Raw genomic sequence first — 21,174 nt, 5'->3', positions numbered from 1 at the left:
TCGGAGAAACATATTCTTCTTGTTATTTTGGCTTTTTTTCATTTTTGAAGGTAGGTGATGAAAGTTTTTTTCATCCTAATTAACCATATATATAGATATAACTATTAACAAAATATTTCTCCCTAGAGTAATAGTATTACTATAGTAGTCAATAATAGTACTAACGCACGATTAAGAGAGCGAATAAAGGGTTAGTACATAGTTATTTTTATAATAATGTAGGAAAGGTAGTGAAGATATAATTGAGCAAAGATCCATTAAACTTTTTAAGTAGTTATACAAGTAAATTGTTAAGAAAGAACTTTGGTCGTGGACCTCAATCTTGCCAAACAACGCTTAAAAACAGCCATTTAGTTATTTACATAAAAGGCTTTTTATCACCGATGGAAGAGGTTCTTATGCAACAAGGACAAAGGGACCAAGTTGATAAAGCTAGAACTATTATAATTGAGCATTTGATAAAGGAGCTCGTTGGAGTTATTAGGTTAACAATTGAACGAGATGTTGAGGAAAGCTACCATGATTGGAACTTTCCTAATAACTCTGGAATATTAATGTTTAAGTTAAAAGAAAGTGAAGATGTGGAAGAGGAGGATATACAGGACAGCATAGATGATAGAGTAGAACTAGAGGAATTAGCGCAAGAAGCAGCTCGAATTAGTAAATTGGTACAAAAAGTTCCCGAACAAATTATCGTCTATCCATTGTCAAAAACTATTTATTTATTAGAGAGGAAAGGTCTATTAGTTCCTATTGAAAAAGCTCTAATTGCAAAAGGCTATAAAGAGGAATTAAAGATAACAAAGGATGAACTGGAGAAAAAGTATTTCCATCGACATGGGAAATTTAATGAAATTTTTCTTCGTCCTATAAAGGATATTTTTATTGATTGGAATTTAAAAGAGGATAAATCATTAATGGGCTTTATACTATTTGAAAAAGAGGAGTTTTAATTGTATCGTATTAAGGTCCATATTCATTTGCTGAATCCCCATTTTTAGGGATAGTTCCAATAATCCCCCAAAAGTGCCTTTCACCACAATATTGACAGAAAGCCGTTTTCAGTCCATAATATTTTTTAATATATTTGAGGTTGTATTTAATTTAGATACTATATTTAAAAAAAGTAATGACAGGGACCTAGTAAGTAGTTCTCAAGTAAAAGAGAGTAAAATCCACCGGCTGAAAGGTTTTACATACTTGCAATGCTATTGAACCCTATCCCTCGAGCTTGTTAGGCAAAACCTAACCGATTTCCTACGTTAGAGGAAAATAGAGTGAATATTAGATGAAGTCTAATATTAATGAAGGTGGTACCACGGAGCTTTTTCGTCCTTTTTTATGGGGATGGAAGGGCTTTTTTTATTATATTATTAAGGTGGTGAACGAGAAATGAAGAAGAAAAGAATTGTAGTCAAAATTGGCAGTAGTTCTTTAACGAATAGGAACGGTGGACTTAGTAATGAGAAATTATGTGAGCATGTGGATGCTCTTGCGAAATTAAAAGAATTAGGGCATGAAGTTATTCTCATTTCATCTGGTGCGGTGGCAGCTGGGTTTGCTGATCTTGGCTATTCCTCTCGTCCGACAACAATTGCTGGCAAGCAAGCAGCATCAGCAGTAGGCCAAGGATTATTAATAAGGGGATATACAGAAGAATTTAAAAGCAGACATGGCATTGTTGCTGCCCAATTATTATTAACAAGACAAAACTTCTTGCATAAAGATCAATATAACAACGCATATGCCACATTATCGGAACTTTTACATCGCGATGTTCTACCAATTATTAATGAAAATGATTCTGTTTCGGTTGCAGAATTAACGTTTGGAGACAATGACATGCTATCAGCGTTAGTGAGTGGCCTCGTTCATGCTGATTTTTTAATCATTTTAACAGATATAAATGGAATATATGATCAAAACCCACGTACAAATCCAAATGCAAAAAAGTATAATTTTCTTTTTGAAATTAATGATGAATTGTTAAAAGGCGCATCTGGAGCGGGTTCAAACGTAGGTACTGGTGGAATGAAGTCAAAAATAGAGGCTGCCAAAACGGCATTAGATTTAGGGGTAAAAGTGTTTATCGGGTCAGGTTCTGGAAGTGACAAATTAGTGGATATTCTTGCTGGGAAAGGTGATGGAACTTACATTGGTAGTGACTCTCAACCTATCGTGAAAACGTCAAAGCAATGGCTAGCGCTTCATTCCGTTCCAAGTGGAAAAATCGAGGTCGACGAAGGTGCTATAGGTGCAATCGTAAGGCAAGGGAAAAGTCTTCTACCAGCTGGTGTAACAAATATTTATGGAAACTTTCACGTTGATGATGTAGTGGAAGTTATTAATGAAAAGGGAAAGACAATCGGTAAAGGGAAAGTGAATTTTTCCTCCAATCAATTAATAGACATAAAAGGCTTATCAAGTGCAGAAGCGATGACGATTGCGAATAGTAATCATAGAGTAGTCATTCATAGAGATAATTGGGTCAGTCAAGCAGAAAGGAGAATGTAGGATGAGTGGACTTTTCGAAGCAAACCGTAGTCAAGAGTTAATTCAAAAAGGTAGAAAGGCTAAAGATGCTGCTACTATATTAGCTAAAACAACAACAGAGCAAAAAAATAAAGCACTTCAAATAATGGCAGAGCAGCTAATGAAGGAACAGACCTTTATACTACTAGAAAATGAGAAAGATATTATCGCTGGAGAGGATAATGGAATGAGTGACGCCTTACTAGATCGCTTAAAGTTAAATGACAAGCATCTACAAGATATGGCAGATGCTCTCGTTCAGTTAACTAAGCTGAACGATCCAATTGGTGAATTGTTAGAGGAATGGGAACGTCCGAACGGCCTTCATATTTCACAAATTCGAGTACCACTAGGGATAATTGGCATGATTTATGAAGCTAGACCAAATGTGACAGTAGATGCATCAAGTCTTTGTATAAAAACCGGTAACTCTGTGTTGCTACGTGGTAGTTCAACAGCAATCCATTCAAATAAAGCGATTGTAAAGGTAATCCAACATGCCCTTCAGTTGAGTGAACTTCCTGTTGAGTCTGTTCAGTTATTGGAAGATACAAGTCGGGAGACAGCATCTGAAATGTTTCGGTTAAATGAATATCTCGACGTTCTAATTCCACGCGGTAGCGCACAGCTAATTCAAACAGTAGTCCAACAGGCAACCGTTCCTGTATTAGAGACCGGTGCAGGAAATTGTCATATTTATATCGATGAAACGGCTGATCCAAAAATGGCAATTGATATCGCCGTTAATGCGAAAACACAACGTCCGTCTGTATGTAATGCTTGTGAAACGGTACTTGTTCATAAAAAATGGGCATCGAAGCATTTAGTACAATTATGTACTGCTTTACGAGATAAAGATGTTCATATTCATGGAGATGAAACGGTACAACAAACTGGTTTGGATGTAATTCCTGCTAATGAAGAAGATTGGGAAACAGAATATTTAGGACTAGAATTAGCAGTAAAAGTAGTGGAAGACGTAGAGGCTGCTATTACACATATAAATCAATACGGAACGAAACACTCCGAAGCAATTATTTCTTCTTCCGTTGAAAATGTAGAGCAATTTTTAAATGAAGTGGATGCAGCAGCTGTATATCACAACGCCTCTACCCGATTTACAGATGGCTTTGAATTTGGCTTTGGTGCCGAAATCGGAATAAGTACCCAAAAACTACATGCTCGTGGCCCAATGGGATTAAACGCCCTAACCTCAACAAAATACATCATTAAAGGAAATGGACAACTGAAATAAGTGGACAGAGGGACAGGTCTTGATCACGCAGAAATTAGAAAAAACATCTAAGTTTATTCCTACTAGAACACAAACCTCTTCATACATCGTTGAAGGGGTTTTCTTCATTATTAAATAAAATAGTATCTCCTTTTACTAAAAGATTAGTTACTTTCCAATATATTTCATATACTTTATTAATTAAGAGGTTTACTAGGGGGATGGAGATGGATAAAAAGCTATTTGGATTATTATTAATTCTATTTACACTTTTTTTATCAGCATGTAACGGAGAAGGAAGTAAGGAAACGAACGAAGAAATGGAAAAGACTGAACAAAAATCAGATAGCTATGAATATGACATCGTAACAGTAACCTATCATGAAGAGAATGTAGCAGTAGAGTATCCGAAAATCATCAATTTTCATGATGAAGGAAAACAGGAAACAATAAATGAATTAATTAAAACAGCGGCCATAAAACCTTATCAAGATACGATAGCTTCACTTGATTCAGACCAACAATATGAAGCTGATGGAAGTTATGAAATTAAGTTGAAAAATGAAGAAATCTTGAGTATTGCCTATAGGAGTTATAACAACGTTACACCATCTGCGCATCCGTATCATTTATTTTTTACAACGAATATTGAACTTAACACTGGTAAGCAATTGTTTTTAACAGATTTTGTGTCCGAAATTGATATCGATTTTATCAATACATTGAAAGAAGCGAAGTATGTTGGTGATATAGAAAATGAATATGAGCAAGATATTAGAAATATGGCTTTTGGTTTGTATGAAAATGATGAAAAATTAATTTTGGAGCTTACTAAAAGTCAAGAAGGTATGAATGGAATTTATGTCTATGTAACAGAAGATGCTCTCGGAATTAGTATGCCAGTTGCTCATGTTGCTGGGGATCATGCTGAATTTGAGATTAGTATTAATGATCTAAAAGGAATTGATAGATGAAAATGAAATTAAAACCGATTCTTTCGGAATTAAGTAAATATAGGCCGTGCAAGTTATTAAAAGTAGTTTACTAGTAAAAATATAGAATAAAGATTATATTGTTCCTACTAAACACTTCTTATTTTCCAAGTCTTTTTTATATAAATCTAGTTCGAAAAAACAATCAATTAGTATGAATTATGAATAGATTATTATAATTTAAGGAGGGGATAAAAGGTGCAAGATTCTAAAAATCAACGAATAGATGAAGTGAAAAGTGCTGTTTCTACTGTAGAAGGTTGGTTGAAAAAAGAAGGTATTAAAAATTTATATACGTATGCGTTGGAGGCTCCGACATCGACAATAGTGGAGATTGGTTCCTGGAAAGGGAAATCAACTTCTTGCTTAGCATTTGCTGTTAAAGACCGCGGGGAGGGAAGGGTATATGCAATTGACACCTGGAAAGGGTCTTCAGAGCATCAGAAGGTGCTTAAACATTATGAGGAAGATCAATTGTATCAGGAATTCCTTGAAAATATGAGTAAATTAAATTTATTAGATGTAATTCAGCCTATAAAGATGGATAGCGTTGAAGCATCACGTATTTGGCCGATACAGAAAAAGATTGGCCTACTGTACATCGATGGCTCACACGAGTATGAATTAGTGAAGAGGGACTTTGAGTTTTGGAGTCCATTTGTAGCTGAAGGGGGATACATCATTTTTGATGATGTTCCATCTTGGTCTGGACCAACACAGTTAGTTAATGAATTGCCAGATTGGTATAAATTTATAGACATAAGAGGAAATCATGGCATATATCAAAAATTAAATTAAGTGGACGGAGGGACAGGTCAGGTCCCTCGCTCACGCAGAAAATGGTAAATGTAAGTTTTATATATTTTGTTACTACTAAGCGGCAAGAAGAATGTAGTTTGGTTTACAAGTACAGTTACCCTTCTCTATTCTCTAAGGTTGTTTCCGTTATATTGTTCTTTTTTATTTGAAAAGTTAAAGGCACAAATTATATATATTCAGAATTTATATAAAGAAAAACTAGTAGGTGAAAAAATGCTAGCACTTGTTCATGGTATCATATTGGCGTTTGGACTAATTTTACCTTTAGGCGTTCAAAACGTATTTATTTTCAACCAAGGAGCAACTCACCGGAAATTATTAAAAGCTGCTCCTGCCATAATTACAGCAGGATTTTGTGATACGATACTTATCATTTTGGCTGTAAGTGGACTTTCAGTAGTTGTTTTAAATTTTGAGTGGTTAAAGAATTTATTATTTTTATGCGGAACGATCTTTTTGATTTATATGGGATTTGTTATGTGGAGGAGCACTTCAGATTCTAGTAGTAAAATTCAGGTGCCAAGTCGTTTTTCCGCTCGACGACAAGTTACCTTTGCTGCTTCTGTTTCGTTACTTAATCCGCACGCTATTATAGACACAATTGGGGTTATTGGAACGAGTTCTCTTGCTTATGTAGGTCATGAGAAGGTAATCTTTACTCTTGCTTGTATTATAGTCTCATGGATATGGTTTTTCTTTTTAGCCATTATAGGTCGAAAGGTTGGACAGTTAGGAAACAGCGGTATACTGTTGAAGCGGATAAATCAAATTTCAGCCATAATCATTTGGGTCATGGCAGTATATTTAGGGTACAACTTTTTTACATATTTATAGTCTGTGAGAAAAATGAGGTAATTGGTGTTGTTAACCAAAAAGCGTGGACAAGGGGTAGCCCTTGTCCACATTTTATTATTTTGTATAGTTATCAAAGTAACCTTGAATGTAGATCATTGGTGTTCCTTTATCACCACTACCAGAAGTTAGATCGGACAGGGAGCCGATTAAGTCTGTTAATTTACGAGGTGTAGTACCTTGGGCTTCCATCGCACCAACAAGATCTTCATTTTTATTTTGAATGTATTCAGAAACAGCTTGCTTTAACTCTTCGCCACGAAGATGAGAGAAGTTGTTATCTGCTAAATATTTTAGTTTAATTTCATTTGGTGTACCTTCAAGCCCTTTCGTGTAGGCTGGTGATACAACTGGATCTGCAAGCTCCCAAATTTTACCCACTGGATCTTTGAATGCTCCATCTCCATAAACCATTACTTCAACTGTTTTTCCCGTTAAGTCTTTTAGTTTTGCTTGAATGGAATCAACGATTGGTTGACAGTTGTTTGGGAATAATTTTATGCTATCTTCGGTTGCTTTATTTGAACCAAGAAGACCATAATCTTCGTTAAAGCCACTGCCGTTAATAGATTGGGAAAGAATATCATCAAGGCCGAATACTATTTCTGCACCGTTATTTTTTAAGATACGTTTCGTTCTAAAGCGTGAGTGAATATCACAAGTTAAGACGTTAGGAGTATACTCTAAAATCGTTTTCGGGTTGTTAGAGAAAATAACTTCACACTTAATACCTTCCGCCTCTACTAACGATTTATAGTAGTCAACATAATCAACACCTGTAAATGTATGTTTTTTATAGCCGAAATGTTCACGGAACTGAGCTTCTGTTAGTACATCAGTCCATGGGTTAATTCCTTTTTCATCTAATTCATCGATGTCCACAAGGTGGTTACCAACTTCATCAGAAGGATAGCTTAGCATTAATACTATCTCACTAGTTCCTTTTGCGACCCCTCTTAAAAGGTTAGAGAAACGGTTACGGCTAAGAATAGGAAAAATAACACCAATTTTGCCTTCTCCGAATTTTGCTTTAATATCTGTTGCTATATCGTCAATTGTCGCATAGTTTCCTTGTGCGCGAGCGACAATAGATTCTGTTATCGTTACAATGTCACGATCTTCAATCGAATATTTTTCACTTTCTGCTGCATGTAATACTGTATCAACGACGATTTGTTCAATATTATCTCCTTCGTTGATGATTGGACCGCGAAGCCCACGAACTACTGTTCCAACTGCTCTAGCCAATGTAATCTCTCCTTTAATTGAGTACATTTTTATGTAAAGTATGTCTCTCTTTTCAACATACTATAAGTTTACTATACCTTTAATAAATGATATAAGTAAAATTAATATTTATAATATCTGCTATAAGGAGAACTAATATGATAGGAAAATTGGATTTGTACCGAATTTTTAACGTTGTTAGCCGAAACAATAGTTTCTCGAAAGCTGCAAAAGAGCTATACATGACACAATCAGCTGTTAGTCAAGCAATTTTAAAACTAGAAAAAGAATTAGAAATTCCTCTTTTCCATCGAAACTCGAAAGGTGTAGTGTTGACGAATGAAGGGAAACTGTTAAATGAGCATGTAAATTCGGCTCTAGCAATTATTGATGTTGCTGAAGATAAATTATTTGAATTCAAAACATTTAAAACAGGACAATTACGTATTGGGGTCGGCGATACAATATCACGTTATTTTCTATTACCTTATTTAGAAAAATTCCATCGAGCGTATCCAGGGATTAAATTAAATATATTAAACGGGACCACAACAGAAATTTGTGAGTTTATTAAAACAGGAAAGGCAGACCTCGGTCTATGCAATTTGCCAATTGATGAAGACCATCTTCAAGTTATTCCATGCAAAGAAATTAAAGACATCTTTGTATGCGGAGAAAAATATAAAAACTTAACGGATAAACCAGTTAGTCTTGAATATTTAATGAGGCTACCATTAATCTTTTTAGAAAAGAAATCAAACTCACGAGTATATATAGAAAACTTTTTCAAAGAACGAGGATTTAACGTCTCTCCGGTGTTCGAACTAGGCTCTTACGACTTATTACTCGAATTTACTAAAATAAATTTAGGAATATCGTGTGTGATTAAGGAGTTTTCGAGCGATTACATAAAAAGAGGAGAATTATTTGAAGTGGTATTACAAGAGGAAATTCCGAAAAGAAGTATCGGTATTTGTTATTTAAAAAGTGTTCCTTTATCACGTGCAGCATTGAAGTTTGTAGAAAGCATACAGAATAGCGCTTCGTAGGGGGGAAATGGTGGGGATATTTGAAAAATTATATACAATATTGATTTTGATAGCAGTTGCTCTAGGTTTAATCCTCGGTCAAGTTAGTAACATAGCGATGCATGCAGATAAAATTATTATGCCTTTATTAATTATAATGTTATATGTTACCTTTTTACAAATCCCGATCAAGGATATAAGGAATTCCTTTTTAAATCGAAAATTCACAATTACATCTGTAGCGATGAATTTTGTTTTAACACCGTTATTGGCGTGGGTGCTTGCTGCAATATTTTTAGGAGATAACTACGCGTTATGGCTTGGATTTATTATGTTAATGGTTACTCCTTGTACGGATTGGTATATTATATTTACTGGTATTGCCAAAGGTAACATTTCGCTATCTACTAGTATTTTACCTTTAAATTTATTACTACAGCTTCTATTATTACCGTTATATCTATTTATTTTTTCGGGAACAGTTGGTGTAGTTGATTTTCAGCTCGTTATGGAGAGTATCATTCTCGTATTAATCATACCGTTCGTCTTAGCATTTTTAACTAGACAATATCTACTGCGGAATAGAAAAGAACGGTTAATAGAGAAATGGAGCTCTTTGCCGATTTTCTTTTTATGTTTAGCAATAGTAGCTATGTTCGCATCACAAGGAAGTTTATTACTAGACAATGTAAATTTATTAGTTAAGCTAATGATTCCAATTGTTGTATTTTTCTTCATCAATTTCATCATTGGAAGATTCATCGGAAGTTTATTGCATTTTAAAAGAGAGAAAACGGTTAGCTTAAATTTTACGACGTTAGCAAGAAATTCGCCAGTTGCATTGGCAATCGCATTGACCGCCTTCCCACATGAGCCGTTAATAGCATTAGTGTTAATTCTTGGTCCATTAATTGAGTTACCGTTGTTATCTATCATCTCTTATTTAATACTATTCATTGATAGAAAAAAACGAATACCTGTATAAAAAAGCCCCCAACGTATTTTAGGGGCTTCAATCTTTTTTATATATTGGCAGTTTCGCTCGTAGGTATTAATTTAAGCTGATGGCGCATAGCGTAGGAAAAGCCGTCTTCATCATTTGTTTTTGTAACAACGTCTGCTATATTTTGAATATAGGCTGGAGCATTTCCCATTGCCACTGAAGTTGTTGCAACTTCAAATTGTCCGAGGTCATTTCCACCATCCCCGATTGCAATTATTTCTTCAAAGTGGAGATTCATTAACTTTTGGTAGCGTAATATAGCCTTTCCTTTATTAGCTTCACTAGATGTAAGTTCTAGGTTGTTAGGTAGTGATGCAGCCATGAATATATCAAGCGTATTTCCTAAAGCCTTCTTTACATCTTCCAATTTTTCTAATTGGCCATCGTAAACTAACGCCATTATTTTATAAATTTTTATATCGTTTTTAGTTAAAATTTGATCGTAATCGTATTGTTGGAAAAGAGTAGTTAATTCTTCTTTGCTTTTTTCTTGCAATGGAGGTAACGTAGCAGGGAAGCCACCATAGTTTGTATAAACAAGTATCCCTATTTCTAAATCTTTTAACCTGGAGAATATCTCCTTATAAGTAGAAATTGGAACGTTCGCTTCATACAGTAGTTCACCTGATTTAGAATATAACATGGAACCGTTTATGCTAAAAATAGGTAACTCCAACTGTTGAACCGCTTGTATTTTTATAACGTCAGCTAAAGCCCGCCCTGTATTTAAAATGACGTAATGCCCTTGCTTCTTTAAATCATGTAACGTTTGTAAGTTTTCTTCTGAAATTTCATGCTTTGAATTTAATAACGTACCATCTAAATCTATGGAAATACATTTCATCATGATTAGTTCCTTTCTATTATTAATGATATATAATACCAGTTTAATTTAATCTCTACTATATTAATAGACATACACTCACAGTTTAGCATAAAACATATATTAAAATAATAAACACTTTAGAGAAAATAATAGCCATTACTTGAAGTTTTGCGCCTTTTGGTCAAAATGATGGTCTAGACAAAATGACAATTTTACTATATTAAGCTATAATTAATATCGGTTAACTCACCTTTCATTGTGGAGAAAGTGGTTTTTTTATGATTACATTACATAACGTTAGCAAAAGTTTTATACAATTTGATGCGATAAAATCTGTCTCTTTAACGATTAAAAGAGGAGAAATATACGGAATTATTGGCGCTAGTGGAGCGGGAAAATCAACGCTACTGCGGTTAATGAATTTATTAGAAGTTCCAGACAAAGGAACAGTAGAAGTAGATGGCCAAGCTTTAACGAACATGAAAGGTAAACAGCTTCGACAAGCAAGGCAATCAATAGGAATGATTTTTCAGCATTTTAACTTAGTAGCGAACAAAACAGTTTATGAAAATGTAGCTGTATCACTTCAATTAGCAAAAATCCCAAGAAAAGACCATCGAAGTCGAGTAGAAGAATGCCTACGATTTGTCGGATTAGAAGATTATCTTGACAAGTACCCCGCGCAATTAAGTGGTGGTCAAAAGCAGCGTGTAGCCATTGCGAGAGCACTAGCAAATAACCCGAAAGTGTTACTATGTGATGAGCCAACTTCTTCGCTAGATCCTAATACAACGGCTGAAATATTAGGAGTACTAGAAAGTATTAATAAACGTCTTGGTGTTACAATTGTGATCGTTAGCCACGAGATGGAAGTAATTAAAAGCATATGCCAACGAGTAACGGTGATGGCTAATGGTGAAGTTTACGACACGATAACAATTGAACCTAAAGGTGTTGCTATGAAAGATAGTAATCCGAAATGGTTTGTAGAACAGCTATCAAAGGATGGTGATAATAGCCATGCCTGAGATATTGATACAATATGAAGCGGAAATATGGAAAGCGATTATTGAAACATTTATGATGGTCGGTGTTTCTATTTTAGCGGCGGTACTTATCGGCCTACCAGTAGGGACCTTACTCTATCTTTGTAGAAAAGGGCAAATGCTAGAAAACAGGCTAGTGTTTTCTACCTTGAACTTACTAGTGAACATTATTCGTTCTTTTCCGTTCCTCTTATTAGTAGTGTTTTTAATACCATTTACACGACTCATTATTGGAACCGCGATTGGTACAGCAGCTGCCACTGTACCATTATCGATTATCGCAATTGCCCACTATTCCCGTTTAGTTGAACAATCGTTATTAGATGTACCAAAAGGAGTAATGGAAGCGGCAATTTCGATGGGAGCCTCTGTGAAAGAAGTTATTTTTAAATTTCTTTATGTCGAAGCTCGCTCCGGTTTAGTACTTGGGTTAACAACCTCTATTATTAGTTTTATATCGTATTCGACGATTATGGGAGTAGTTGGAGGAGGCGGGATTGGCGACTTTGCCATTCGATACGGCTACCAGCAATTCAAAACCGATTTAATGATGTACATGATTGTCATTATGGTTATACTTGTACAATTGATTCAATTCACGGGTACAACTGTTTCAAGAATGATTGATAAAAGATAACGACGAGGAGGAAAACACCATGAAAAAAATTATATTACTATCATTAATGCTTTTATTAGTACTAGCTGGCTGTGGCCAAACAAATGAAGGTAATGATAATAGTACAGCACCAAATAATGAAAAGGAAGAAGTAACGTTAAAAGTAGCTTCTTTAATTCCACCGATGACAGAAATACTAGATTTAGTTAAACCAAAGCTAGCGGAAGAGGGCATTAACTTAGAAGTAGTTGTTCTAAGCGACAATGTTCAGCCGAACAGTGCATTAGCAGCAGGAGAAGTAGATGCAAACTTCTTTCAGCACGTTCCTTATATGGAGGAATTTAACCGTAATAACGATGCAGAACTAGTTCCAGTTACTCCTATTTATTTTGCAAACTACGGTGTCTATGCAAAAGAGTACAAGTCAATGGAGGAACTACCTGAGGGAGCGGTGATTGCCATTGCAAATGATGTATCGAACATTGACCGTTCATTAGCGCTATTAGCACAACATAACGTTATTACATTAAAAGAAAAAACAGGCCCATATTATACACAGGCTGATATTATCGAAAATCCAAAAAACTATAAATTAGAAGAATTAGATTTATTAATGTTAGCAAGAATGTATGATGACGCAGATGCAGTAGTAATGACCCCTGCTTATGCAGCTCCACTAGGGTTAACACCAAAAAGTGACGCACTTCTAACAGAAGGAAGCGACAATGACTTTGGAATTACATTAGTAGCACGTAAAGATAATGTAGATTGGGAGCCAATCCAAAAGTTAGCGAAAGCAATGACAAGCGAAGAAGTTCGCCAATTTTTAGAAGAAAACTATGATGAAACGGCGATTCCGGCGTTTTAATATTAAAAGCCATTCTTTTTGTTTACACATTAAAAGAATGGCTTTTTCTTTTTACAATAATAACAAAAAAGCAGAGGATGCCGCCTCTGCTTTTCTAATAGAATAATGTTCGAAATAAAATATATGCCAATTGTTTAAAAATTAGTTATTTAACCAAACATTCGTACCGTTTGGACTTACGATTTGAATAGATGGATCTACTGCTACGTTGAAACCTTTCACATTCGGTCTAATCGCAGCTGTTTGGTGTAAATTATCAAGCTCCACTCTCGCGTATTCACTCATAATAATAGCAATCGCTTCTTGATAAAGGGCTGCTCTTTCTTCTTGTACTACTGTTTCAGAAAGGGCACGATCAAGTAACGCGTCTACTTCTGGATTAGAGTATCCTTTACCATTACCTAGTGAACCAATTTGGCTAGAATGGAATGTTTGGTTTAGGAAAAAGTATGGGTCTGGATACCATGACCAACCACCGATATACATTGGTGCATTTCCTTGAGATGCAATCGTGCTCAATGTTCCCCATTCTGTTACTTTAATATCTACATCAATATTTAAGTTTTCTTTCATTTGGTTTTGGAAAATAGTTGCATATGGTACACGAGATTCTAATACATAAAGCTCGATGGAAAAACCATCTGCATAGTCAGTTTCTGCTAAAATGCTTTTCGCTTCTTCCGGATTATATGCTGGTTTAAGAGATTCTAGTTCTTCGCTATAACCCCAAGACTCTTGTGGTAGTGGTGCGTAGGATACAGAACCGCCACCCCATTGGTTAACACCTTGGGCAATTTCTTCTACATTTGTCGCTTTATAAATAGCTTCACGTACTTTAGGGTCTGCAGTTGGTCCGCTTTGATAGTTTAAATCAAGGTACGTTAAAGCTAAACCAGGGACGGATAGTAGTTCTAAGTTTGAGTCTTGTTCAATTACTGCTCTATTTTGCCCGGAAATGTTTGTTGCAATATCAATATCTCCAGAGCGAATCGCATTCGTCATCATATTAGGGTCAGGGATAATTTTGTACACTACACCATCAAGGTACGGTGTTTCACCCCAATAATTTTCATGACGTTCGACTTTCACTTGTTGATCTGTTTGCCAATCTACAAATTGGAACGGACCTGTCCCTACTAGATGGGATCCAAATTGATCGCCCCAACCTTCTACTTCTTCCTTCGGAACAATAATGTTACCAGGGTCTGTTAACATTGCTAGGATGGAAGCATTCGGTGCAGTTAAATGCATCGTTACTTCAAACTCTCCGGTAACTTCAAAACTTTCTACACCTGTTAAACGATTTAAGGCAGAATCGTTTACAGAACGTTCTAAACTATATTTCACGTCTTCAGCTGTCATTTGTCTACCATCTTGATATTCACCAGGTTGGAAATATACATCATCTCTTAGTTTAAATGTATACGACAGCATATCTTCTGAAACAGTCCATTCAGTCGCTAATGAAGGGACGAAATCGCTAAAATCCTTACTATAAGCAATTAGTGTATCCCCGATAGCGCGAATAACTTGTGATTCATATGCACCAGTATACTTTGTCGGATCTAACGTATTAATATTGGAAGCAAGTCCAACATTTAATACTCCACCACTTTTTGGTTCTAAATTTTCTTCTCCTTGTTGTCCATTCGATTTTGACTCTGTTTGAGAATCAGAAGAACAAGCACTAACGATGAATAAAAGTGCTATTACGATGGAAAACAAAAATGACTTCCTAAAAAGCTGCATTAATTTTCCTCCTTTTCCTTTTTTGATTCAGATAGTGAAACGATAATTCATATATTGAATTTTAAAATAACTTATCACATTTATTAAGCGGATGTAAATAGTTTTTTGTCAATTTAGATAATGGGGATTATTTCAAATTGAATTATATTTACAAATTGTAAGAGTGGGTGATAAACTAAATAAAATCAAATAGTGAAACAATGGTTCAGATAATGAATCAAAAAGGAGGGTGTTTATGGGGAAATATATTTTAAGGCGGATTATTAATATGATACCAACATTATTAATAGTTGCGATTATCGTGTTTTTAATTACTAGAATGATTCCGGGAGATCCAGCAGCAGTTATGCTAGGGCCTCAAGCTAGTGTTCAAGAAATAGAAGCTTTAACTGAACAATTAGGTTTAAACGAACCGTTGTATGTCCAATTTTTTGATTATATAAAAAATCTATTAAAAGGTGATTTAGGAAATTCTTTAGCTTATAATCAGCCAGTTATTGATTTAATTAAAGATCGTTTCCCTAATACGGTCGTTCTTGCGATAAGTGCATTGTTAATTGCGATCATGATAGGTGTGCCAGCAGGTATGATAGCGGCCACTAGACAGAACTCGTTACTAGACTATGCGGTTACAACCGTTTCGCTAATTGGCGTATCCATGCCTGTATTTTGGTTAGGGGTTATGCTCGTTCTTTTCTTTAGTGTTAATTTAGGATGGTTCCCGGCAACTGGAATGGGATCAATGGAAGATGGCATAGGGAAGTATGTTAGCCATTTAATCCTACCTAGCATTACACTTGCTACAATACCGATGGCACAATTTGCACGAATTACTAGATCAAGTATGCTTGAGGTTATTTCGCAAGACTACGTGAAAACAGCAAGATCGAAAGGGCTAGCTGAATTTTTCGTTATCGGTAAGCATGCATTTAAAAACGCACTTACTCCACTTCTTACGGTACTAGGTTTACAAGTATCCTCGTTATTAGGAGGAGCAGTCCTAACGGAAACGATTTTTAGTTGGCCAGGAATGGGTCTACTAATAATGAATGCGATTGATAAGCGAGACTTCGTCGTTGTGCAAGGAACTGTATTGTTTATCGCTTTAATTTTCGTTGTAGTAAATTTATTGATTGATATTTTATATAAAGTAGTAAATCCAAAAATAAACTATTCATCGAATAAAGGAGGTTCAAACTAATGGCCTCAATACAAACTGCAGGAAAAGCTTCCGTTCCCGTTAAGAAGCAGAACAATGGAGTAACGATGATAAAGAAGCTAGTAAAAAATCGCTTAGCGGCTTTCGGATTGTTCATTATTACGCTACTAACAATTACAGCAATTTTTGCTCCGCTTATTGCAACACATCCACCAAACGCAATGGATGTTACGAAGTCCCTAATTGGTCCAGGACAAGATGGACATCTTTTAGGAACAGATAGTTACGGAAGAGATATTTTTAGCAGACTCGTTTATGGAGCGAGAATATCGCTAATTGTAGGAATAGCTGCTGTAGTTTTCGGAGCGGTTTTTGGTTCTTTTTTAGGTGTTGTCGCAGGTTATTTTGGAGGAAGGCTAGACTCGATCATTATGCGAGTGATGGACGGCATGTTTGCCTTTCCTTTTATCCTTTTGGCTATTACGTTAATGACTGTTCTCGGACAAGGACTAATGAATACGATTATAGCGATTGGTGTAGCTAATATTCCAGGTTTTGCAAGGGTCGTAAGGGGACAAGTGTTAAACGTTAAAGAATTGGAATATGTAGAAGTGACAAGATCGTTAGGTGCAACACACGGTAGAATTATTTTTCAACATATTTTACCGAATAGTTTCCCTCCACTAATAGTATACGGAACAATGAGCGTCGCCGGTGCCATTATTTCCGAAGCTTCTTTAAGCTTTTTAGGATTAGGAGTACAGCCTCCGACGGCATCATGGGGAAGTATGCTACAAGACGGTAAAAACTTTTTAGTATTAAGCCCTCATATGGCTACTTTTTCAGGACTAGCTATTTTAATAACAGTATTAGGAATTAACCTATTTGGCGATGGCTTACGTGACGCCTTAGATCCGAAAATGAAACTTTAATAAGGAGGCGAAGCACATGTCAGAAGAACTATTACAAGTCGAAAATTTACAAGTAGAATTTCGCTCAAGTGGTAAAACGACGAAAGCGGTGAATGGTGTTTCTTTTACCCTCAATAAAAAAGAGAGCATTGGTATCGTAGGTGAATCTGGGTCAGGTAAAAGTGTAACGGCAACTTCACTTTTAAGGCTTATCCCAAGCCCACCAGGGAAAATAAGTGGTGGAAGTATTCATTTTGAAGGAAAAGACTTGCTGAAACTGTCTAATAAAGAAATGAGAAAGATTCGCGGAAATGAAATCTCGATGATTTTCCAAGATCCATCGACTAGTTTAAATCCAGTATATAAAGTTGGAAATCAACTAATGGAATCTATTCGTAATCACCAAAATGTTTCTAAAAAAGAGGCAAAACAAAAAGCGATAAAAATGTTAGAGCTAGTAGGGATTCCTTCTCCGGAAAAACGTATTAACATGTATCCCCACGAGTTTTCTGGTGGAATGAGACAGCGCGTAATGATCGCAATCGCACTAGCGTGTAATCCGAAATTACTTATTGCAGATGAGCCAACAACAGCATTAGATGTAACAGTACAAGCGCAAATACTAGACTTAATGAAAAAATTACAAGAAGAGCTTAACACTTCTATCATTATGATTACACATGATTTAGGAGTTGTATGGGAAACGTGCGATAAAGTACTTGTCATGTATGCCGGTAACGTAGTGGAGTCAGGTACAGTTGCGGAAATACATGATAATCCAATGCATCCATATACTTGGGGGCTGCTAGATTCGCAAATTACAGAAAGCACAAATAATGATGAGCTACTTCATGCAATACCAGGGAGCCCTCCAGATTTAAGTAAAGAAGTGAAGGGCTGTCCGTTTGCAAATCGTTGCTCCTACGCTCAAGAAGTTTGCTTTCAGGAAAAACCTCAATTAACGGAAGTAAAGGAAAACCACTTTGTTTCCTGTCATTTTCAAACGAAAGAGGTACGTTTAGCTAGAAGGGAGAGTGAACATCTTGACGGAACCGTTGTTAAAAGTTAGAGGTTTAAAAAAGCATTTTGCAATGGAAAGTCCGATTCCTTTTCGAAAGTCTACGCAAAGTGTTAAGGCTGTTGACGGTGTTAGTTTTGATGTATTTCCTGGTGAAACGTTAGGAATAGTTGGTGAGTCAGGCTGTGGGAAATCAACGATGGCAAGACTTGTAAACCAATTAATTACCCCATCAGGTGGAACGGTTGAGTTTAAAGGTGAAAATTTAGTTGGAATGGAAGGTAAAAAGCTTAGAGATTATAGAAAATCCATTCAAATGGTATTCCAAGATCCTTTTGCATCATTGGACCCTAGAAAAACAATTGGTCAATTAATTGCAGAGCCGTTAGTCATTCATTCTATTGGAAATAAAGAAACTAGAAGTGCTCGTGTAAAGGAATTATTAGAAGTAGTTGGGTTAAGTGAATACCATGCAGAACGCTATCCTCACGAATTTTCTGGAGGACAAAGACAACGGATCAATATTGCGAGAGCGCTAGCGTTAAATCCTGATGTGATCATATGTGATGAGCCAGTCTCAGCGCTTGATGTTTCTGTACAAGCCCAAGTTATTAACCTATTAAAACAGCTTCAAAAGGAATATAACTTAACGTATATTTTTATTTCCCATGATTTGAACGTTGTGAAATATATGTGTGACCGTATTGCTGTTATGTATTTAGGGAAAATCGTTGAAATGGGAACGTATAATGATTTGTACGATCATCCTAAACACCCATATACGAAAGCATTGTTATCGGCAATACCAAAGGAAAGCCCTCACGATAAGAAGGAGCGGATTATTTTAACAGGATCTGTTCCAAGCCCTATTAACCCGCCATCAGGCTGTCATTTTCATGAAAGATGCCCTGTAGCGTTAGATATATGTAAAACAGTTGTACCAGAGTTGAAGGAAACTGGTAACGGGCATGTTGCTTCATGCCATTTACTAAAAGACAACTAGGAGGAAGTATTATGTCATTTAAACATGTAATCGAACTTTATGAATTAATGGATAGCAACTATGTAACAGGTGAAGATATTAAAAAATATTTAGCAGACCTAAACGGAAATGGTGAGATTACTGTTCAAACCGTTGAAGGTAATGAAGGGTCAACAGATTTTATAAAAGTAACGATTCCTGGTGAAAATGGAAAAATGAGTGGCGGAACGGCACCTACGTTAGGAATTATTGGCCGACTAGGAGGAATTGGAGCACGACCAGAGCTAAAAGGGTTTGTTTCTGATGGTGATGGAGCACTATCTGCGATGGCATCAGCTGCTAAACTACTAGATATGACAAAAAAAGGTGATCGTTTAGCCGGAGATGTTGTTTTAACAACACATATTTGCCCAACAGCTCCAACATTACCGCATGATCCTGTTCCTTTTATGAATTCACCGGTAGATATTTTAACGATGAATCAGCATGAAGTGACAGAAGAGATGGATGCAATACTATCGATTGATACAACAAAAGGAAATATGATTACAAATCATAAAGGGTTTGCGATTACACCAACTGTAAAAGAAGGTTATATTTTAAAGGTTAGTGATGATCTACTACACTTATATACACAATCTACAGGAACTCTTCCTGTTACATTACCGATTACAACGCAAGATATTACTCCATACGGTAATGGTGTATATCATGTAAATAGTATACTTCAACCAAGCGTTGCAACAACAAGTCCTGTTGTTGGGGTAGCTGTTACAACGGAAACGGCTGTAGCAGGTTGTGGAACAGGTGCAACTCATTTAGTCGACGTAGAACAAGTAGTCCGTTTTGCTATTGAAGTAGCAAAAGCATACGGAGAAAACAAATGTGCATTTTTCAATGAAGAAGAATTTAACCGTTTAGAAATGCTTTACGGAAAAATGACGCATTTACAAACACCCGGTAAACAAGAGGCAGTAAAATGAGCAAAGTAGAATTAAAGAAAAAACTTATTGACGAAGTAGAGGCGAGAAAAGAGGAGCTCATTCAATTATGCAGCTCATTAATTCAAATCCCGAGTGAAAACCCACCCGGAGATTCAACAGAGATTAGTGAATTTATAGCAAACTACTTAAAAACATTTAATATAGATGTAGATTGGCATGAATCAGCTGATAAAATGTATAATCTAGTATCTACTATTGGTAATACAGAGCAAGGCAAACAGTTAATTTACTGCGGACATACAGATGTTGTTCCTGCTGGTGATTTATCGAAGTGGGACTTTGATCCGTTTTCTGGAGAAGTAAAGGATGGCTGGATGTTAGGTAGAGGAGCAAGCGATATGAAAGCGGGCCTTGCTGGATTAATATTCGCTACTACTATTCTAAAACGATTAAATATCGAGTTGCCAGGAAGCCTTACGCTAGCAATTGTCCCTGATGAAGAGACTGGTGGGGAGTTCGGGGTTCCTTGGTTATTAAAAAACAACATCATTGCTGGAGATGGTTGTTTAATAGCAGAACCATCTTCTCCACGAAATCCGACAATTGGACAAAAAGGTTCCTATTGGTTTGAACTCGAAGTGGTAGGTAAACCAGGGCATGGAAGCTTATCTCCAATAGCAGGACCAAATGCAATCGCAGATACAGTAAGAGCGATACAAGAAATACAAAAATTATGGGATATAGAAATAGAAGTTCCAGAAGAAGTTAAGCCGTTAATAGAAGTTTCTAAACGATATATGAAAGAAGTAGAGAAGGATCGTGTTAAGTACCAACCAGTATTAGAAAAAATAACCGTTAATATTGGAACAATTCAAGGTGGTACGAAGGCGAATGTTATACCTGAAAGTTGTAAGGTCCAAGTCGATTGCCGTTTACCATTTGGAATTACGGAAGAAGAAGTCACTCATTACTTAACGGAAAAACTAGATGCACTAAACATCGAATATAATATAAAGCCGATAAGCTTTAGAAGCCAGGCAAATTGTACAGATGCTAATGATCCAGTATGTAGGGCAATTGTCGATAACATTACTTTCGTAACGAATGAAGAAGCGTATGGTGTTATGCAATGGGCAAGTAGTGATGCTCGTCATTTCCGAGAATACAATATTCCCGTCCTTCAATATGGTCCAGCTTATTTACCAACGATTCATGGCTATAATGAAAAAGTAGAAGTGGAGCAAATTATTACATGTGCAAAGGTGTATGTAGCTGCAGTAATTGATTTTCTATATTAGCTTTTATTTAATAGTCAAAATTAAAATAGAAATATTTTAACTTTGACTATTATTTGTCTTTTTTTTGATA

Annotated in this window: 20 protein-coding genes and 1 other annotated feature; of the genes, 17 read left to right on the top strand and 3 right to left on the bottom strand. The window is 35.9% G+C overall.

Annotated features, from left to right (window positions below; all coding sequences use genetic code 11):
* Positions 1-242 precede the first annotated feature (242 nt).
* The 6 genes from BC6307_RS22760 to BC6307_RS22735 all read left to right on the top strand — a co-directional run bounded on the left by BC6307_RS22760 (position 243) and on the right by BC6307_RS22735 (position 6,411).
* Positions 243-953: a Na-translocating system protein MpsC family protein gene (locus BC6307_RS22760; protein WP_066413541.1), complete on the top strand. Its 711-nt coding sequence runs from the start codon at positions 243-245 to the stop codon at positions 951-953.
* Between the two features lie 167 nt (positions 954-1,120).
* Positions 1,121-1,340: a binding site (T-box leader), on the top strand.
* A 52-nt stretch (positions 1,341-1,392) separates the two neighbouring features.
* A complete protein-coding gene (proB, locus tag BC6307_RS22755) occupies positions 1,393-2,514 on the top strand; it encodes a glutamate 5-kinase (RefSeq protein ID WP_066413539.1) in 1,122 nt (373 codons plus the stop codon).
* 1 nt (position 2,515) lies between these two features.
* A complete protein-coding gene (locus tag BC6307_RS22750) occupies positions 2,516-3,787 on the top strand; it encodes a glutamate-5-semialdehyde dehydrogenase (protein WP_066413535.1) in 1,272 nt (423 codons plus the stop codon).
* A 206-nt stretch (positions 3,788-3,993) separates the two neighbouring features.
* Entirely contained in the window at positions 3,994-4,740 is a 747-nt protein-coding gene (locus BC6307_RS22745; RefSeq protein WP_066413533.1) for a polysaccharide deacetylase family protein, read from the top strand.
* A 216-nt stretch (positions 4,741-4,956) separates the two neighbouring features.
* A complete protein-coding gene (locus BC6307_RS22740) occupies positions 4,957-5,556 on the top strand; it encodes a class I SAM-dependent methyltransferase (protein ID WP_066413530.1) in 600 nt (199 codons plus the stop codon).
* 234 nt (positions 5,557-5,790) lie between these two features.
* Positions 5,791-6,411 carry a LysE/ArgO family amino acid transporter gene (locus tag BC6307_RS22735; RefSeq protein ID WP_066413527.1) on the top strand — a complete coding sequence of 207 codons (621 nt, stop codon included), beginning with the start codon at positions 5,791-5,793 and terminating at the stop codon, positions 6,409-6,411.
* A 75-nt stretch (positions 6,412-6,486) separates the two neighbouring features.
* Here the strand turns inward: BC6307_RS22735 and BC6307_RS22730 are convergent, their stop codons facing one another.
* Positions 6,487-7,677 carry a coenzyme F420-0:L-glutamate ligase gene (locus BC6307_RS22730; protein ID WP_066413522.1) on the bottom strand — a complete coding sequence of 397 codons (1,191 nt, stop codon included), beginning with the start codon at positions 7,675-7,677 and terminating at the stop codon, positions 6,487-6,489.
* 137 nt (positions 7,678-7,814) lie between these two features.
* Between BC6307_RS22730 and BC6307_RS22725 the strand changes: the two genes are divergently transcribed.
* Complete coding sequence (locus tag BC6307_RS22725; protein ID WP_066413519.1) at positions 7,815-8,705, top strand: LysR family transcriptional regulator; 891 nt, start codon at positions 7,815-7,817, stop codon at positions 8,703-8,705.
* Positions 8,706-8,715: 10 nt separating this feature from the next.
* On the top strand, positions 8,716-9,669 hold the full coding sequence (locus tag BC6307_RS22720; protein WP_094366241.1) for an arsenic resistance protein: 954 nt from the start codon (positions 8,716-8,718) through the stop codon (positions 9,667-9,669).
* Positions 9,670-9,706: 37 nt separating this feature from the next.
* Here the strand turns inward: BC6307_RS22720 and BC6307_RS22715 are convergent, their stop codons facing one another.
* A complete protein-coding gene (locus BC6307_RS22715) occupies positions 9,707-10,534 on the bottom strand; it encodes an HAD family hydrolase (RefSeq protein WP_235858082.1) in 828 nt (275 codons plus the stop codon).
* Between the two features lie 257 nt (positions 10,535-10,791).
* Here BC6307_RS22715 and BC6307_RS22710 point away from each other — a divergent pair, with 257 nt between their 5' ends.
* From BC6307_RS22710 to BC6307_RS22700, 3 genes are read left to right on the top strand one after another with little or no spacing between them, the layout of a single operon-like run.
* Positions 10,792-11,541: a methionine ABC transporter ATP-binding protein gene (locus BC6307_RS22710; RefSeq protein ID WP_066413513.1), complete on the top strand. Its 750-nt coding sequence runs from the start codon at positions 10,792-10,794 to the stop codon at positions 11,539-11,541.
* A complete protein-coding gene (locus BC6307_RS22705) occupies positions 11,534-12,196 on the top strand; it encodes a methionine ABC transporter permease (RefSeq protein WP_066413512.1) in 663 nt (220 codons plus the stop codon). The genes BC6307_RS22710 and BC6307_RS22705 overlap by 8 nt, the downstream gene beginning before the upstream one ends.
* 19 nt (positions 12,197-12,215) lie before the next feature.
* On the top strand, positions 12,216-13,043 hold the full coding sequence (locus tag BC6307_RS22700) for a MetQ/NlpA family ABC transporter substrate-binding protein (RefSeq protein WP_066413511.1): 828 nt from the start codon (positions 12,216-12,218) through the stop codon (positions 13,041-13,043).
* Positions 13,044-13,184: 141 nt separating this feature from the next.
* On the opposite strand, the gene BC6307_RS22695 is transcribed toward BC6307_RS22700, so the two are convergent.
* Positions 13,185-14,792, bottom strand: a complete 1,608-nt coding sequence (locus BC6307_RS22695) for an ABC transporter substrate-binding protein (protein ID WP_066413509.1) — start codon at positions 14,790-14,792, stop codon at positions 13,185-13,187.
* A gap of 235 nt (positions 14,793-15,027) precedes the next feature.
* Between BC6307_RS22695 and BC6307_RS22690 the strand changes: the two genes are divergently transcribed.
* The 6 genes from BC6307_RS22690 to BC6307_RS22665 all read left to right on the top strand — a co-directional run bounded on the left by BC6307_RS22690 (position 15,028) and on the right by BC6307_RS22665 (position 21,104).
* The gene (locus tag BC6307_RS22690; protein WP_066413507.1) at positions 15,028-15,993 is read left to right on the top strand and encodes an ABC transporter permease; all 966 of its coding nucleotides are present in this window, start codon (positions 15,028-15,030) and stop codon (positions 15,991-15,993) included.
* A gap of 65 nt (positions 15,994-16,058) precedes the next feature.
* Entirely contained in the window at positions 16,059-16,883 is an 825-nt protein-coding gene (locus BC6307_RS22685; RefSeq protein WP_235858083.1) for an ABC transporter permease, read from the top strand.
* Positions 16,884-16,899: 16 nt separating this feature from the next.
* Positions 16,900-17,931, top strand: a complete 1,032-nt coding sequence (locus BC6307_RS22680) for an ABC transporter ATP-binding protein (protein ID WP_066413501.1) — start codon at positions 16,900-16,902, stop codon at positions 17,929-17,931.
* On the top strand, positions 17,906-18,883 hold the full coding sequence (locus BC6307_RS22675) for an ABC transporter ATP-binding protein (RefSeq protein ID WP_066413498.1): 978 nt from the start codon (positions 17,906-17,908) through the stop codon (positions 18,881-18,883). The genes BC6307_RS22680 and BC6307_RS22675 overlap by 26 nt, the downstream gene beginning before the upstream one ends.
* An 11-nt stretch (positions 18,884-18,894) precedes the next feature.
* A complete protein-coding gene (locus BC6307_RS22670; protein WP_066413497.1) occupies positions 18,895-19,845 on the top strand; it encodes a DUF1177 domain-containing protein in 951 nt (316 codons plus the stop codon).
* Positions 19,842-21,104, top strand: coding sequence for a M20 family metallopeptidase (locus BC6307_RS22665; protein ID WP_066413495.1), 1,263 nt, complete (start codon positions 19,842-19,844; stop codon positions 21,102-21,104). The genes BC6307_RS22670 and BC6307_RS22665 overlap by 4 nt, the downstream gene beginning before the upstream one ends.
* Positions 21,105-21,174 lie beyond the last annotated feature (70 nt).

It is taken from the genome of Sutcliffiella cohnii, assembly GCF_002250055.1.
Classification (GTDB): Bacteria; Bacillota; Bacilli; order Bacillales; family Bacillaceae_I; genus Sutcliffiella; species Sutcliffiella cohnii.
This window is presented reverse-complemented; position numbering and strand designations above follow the sequence as displayed.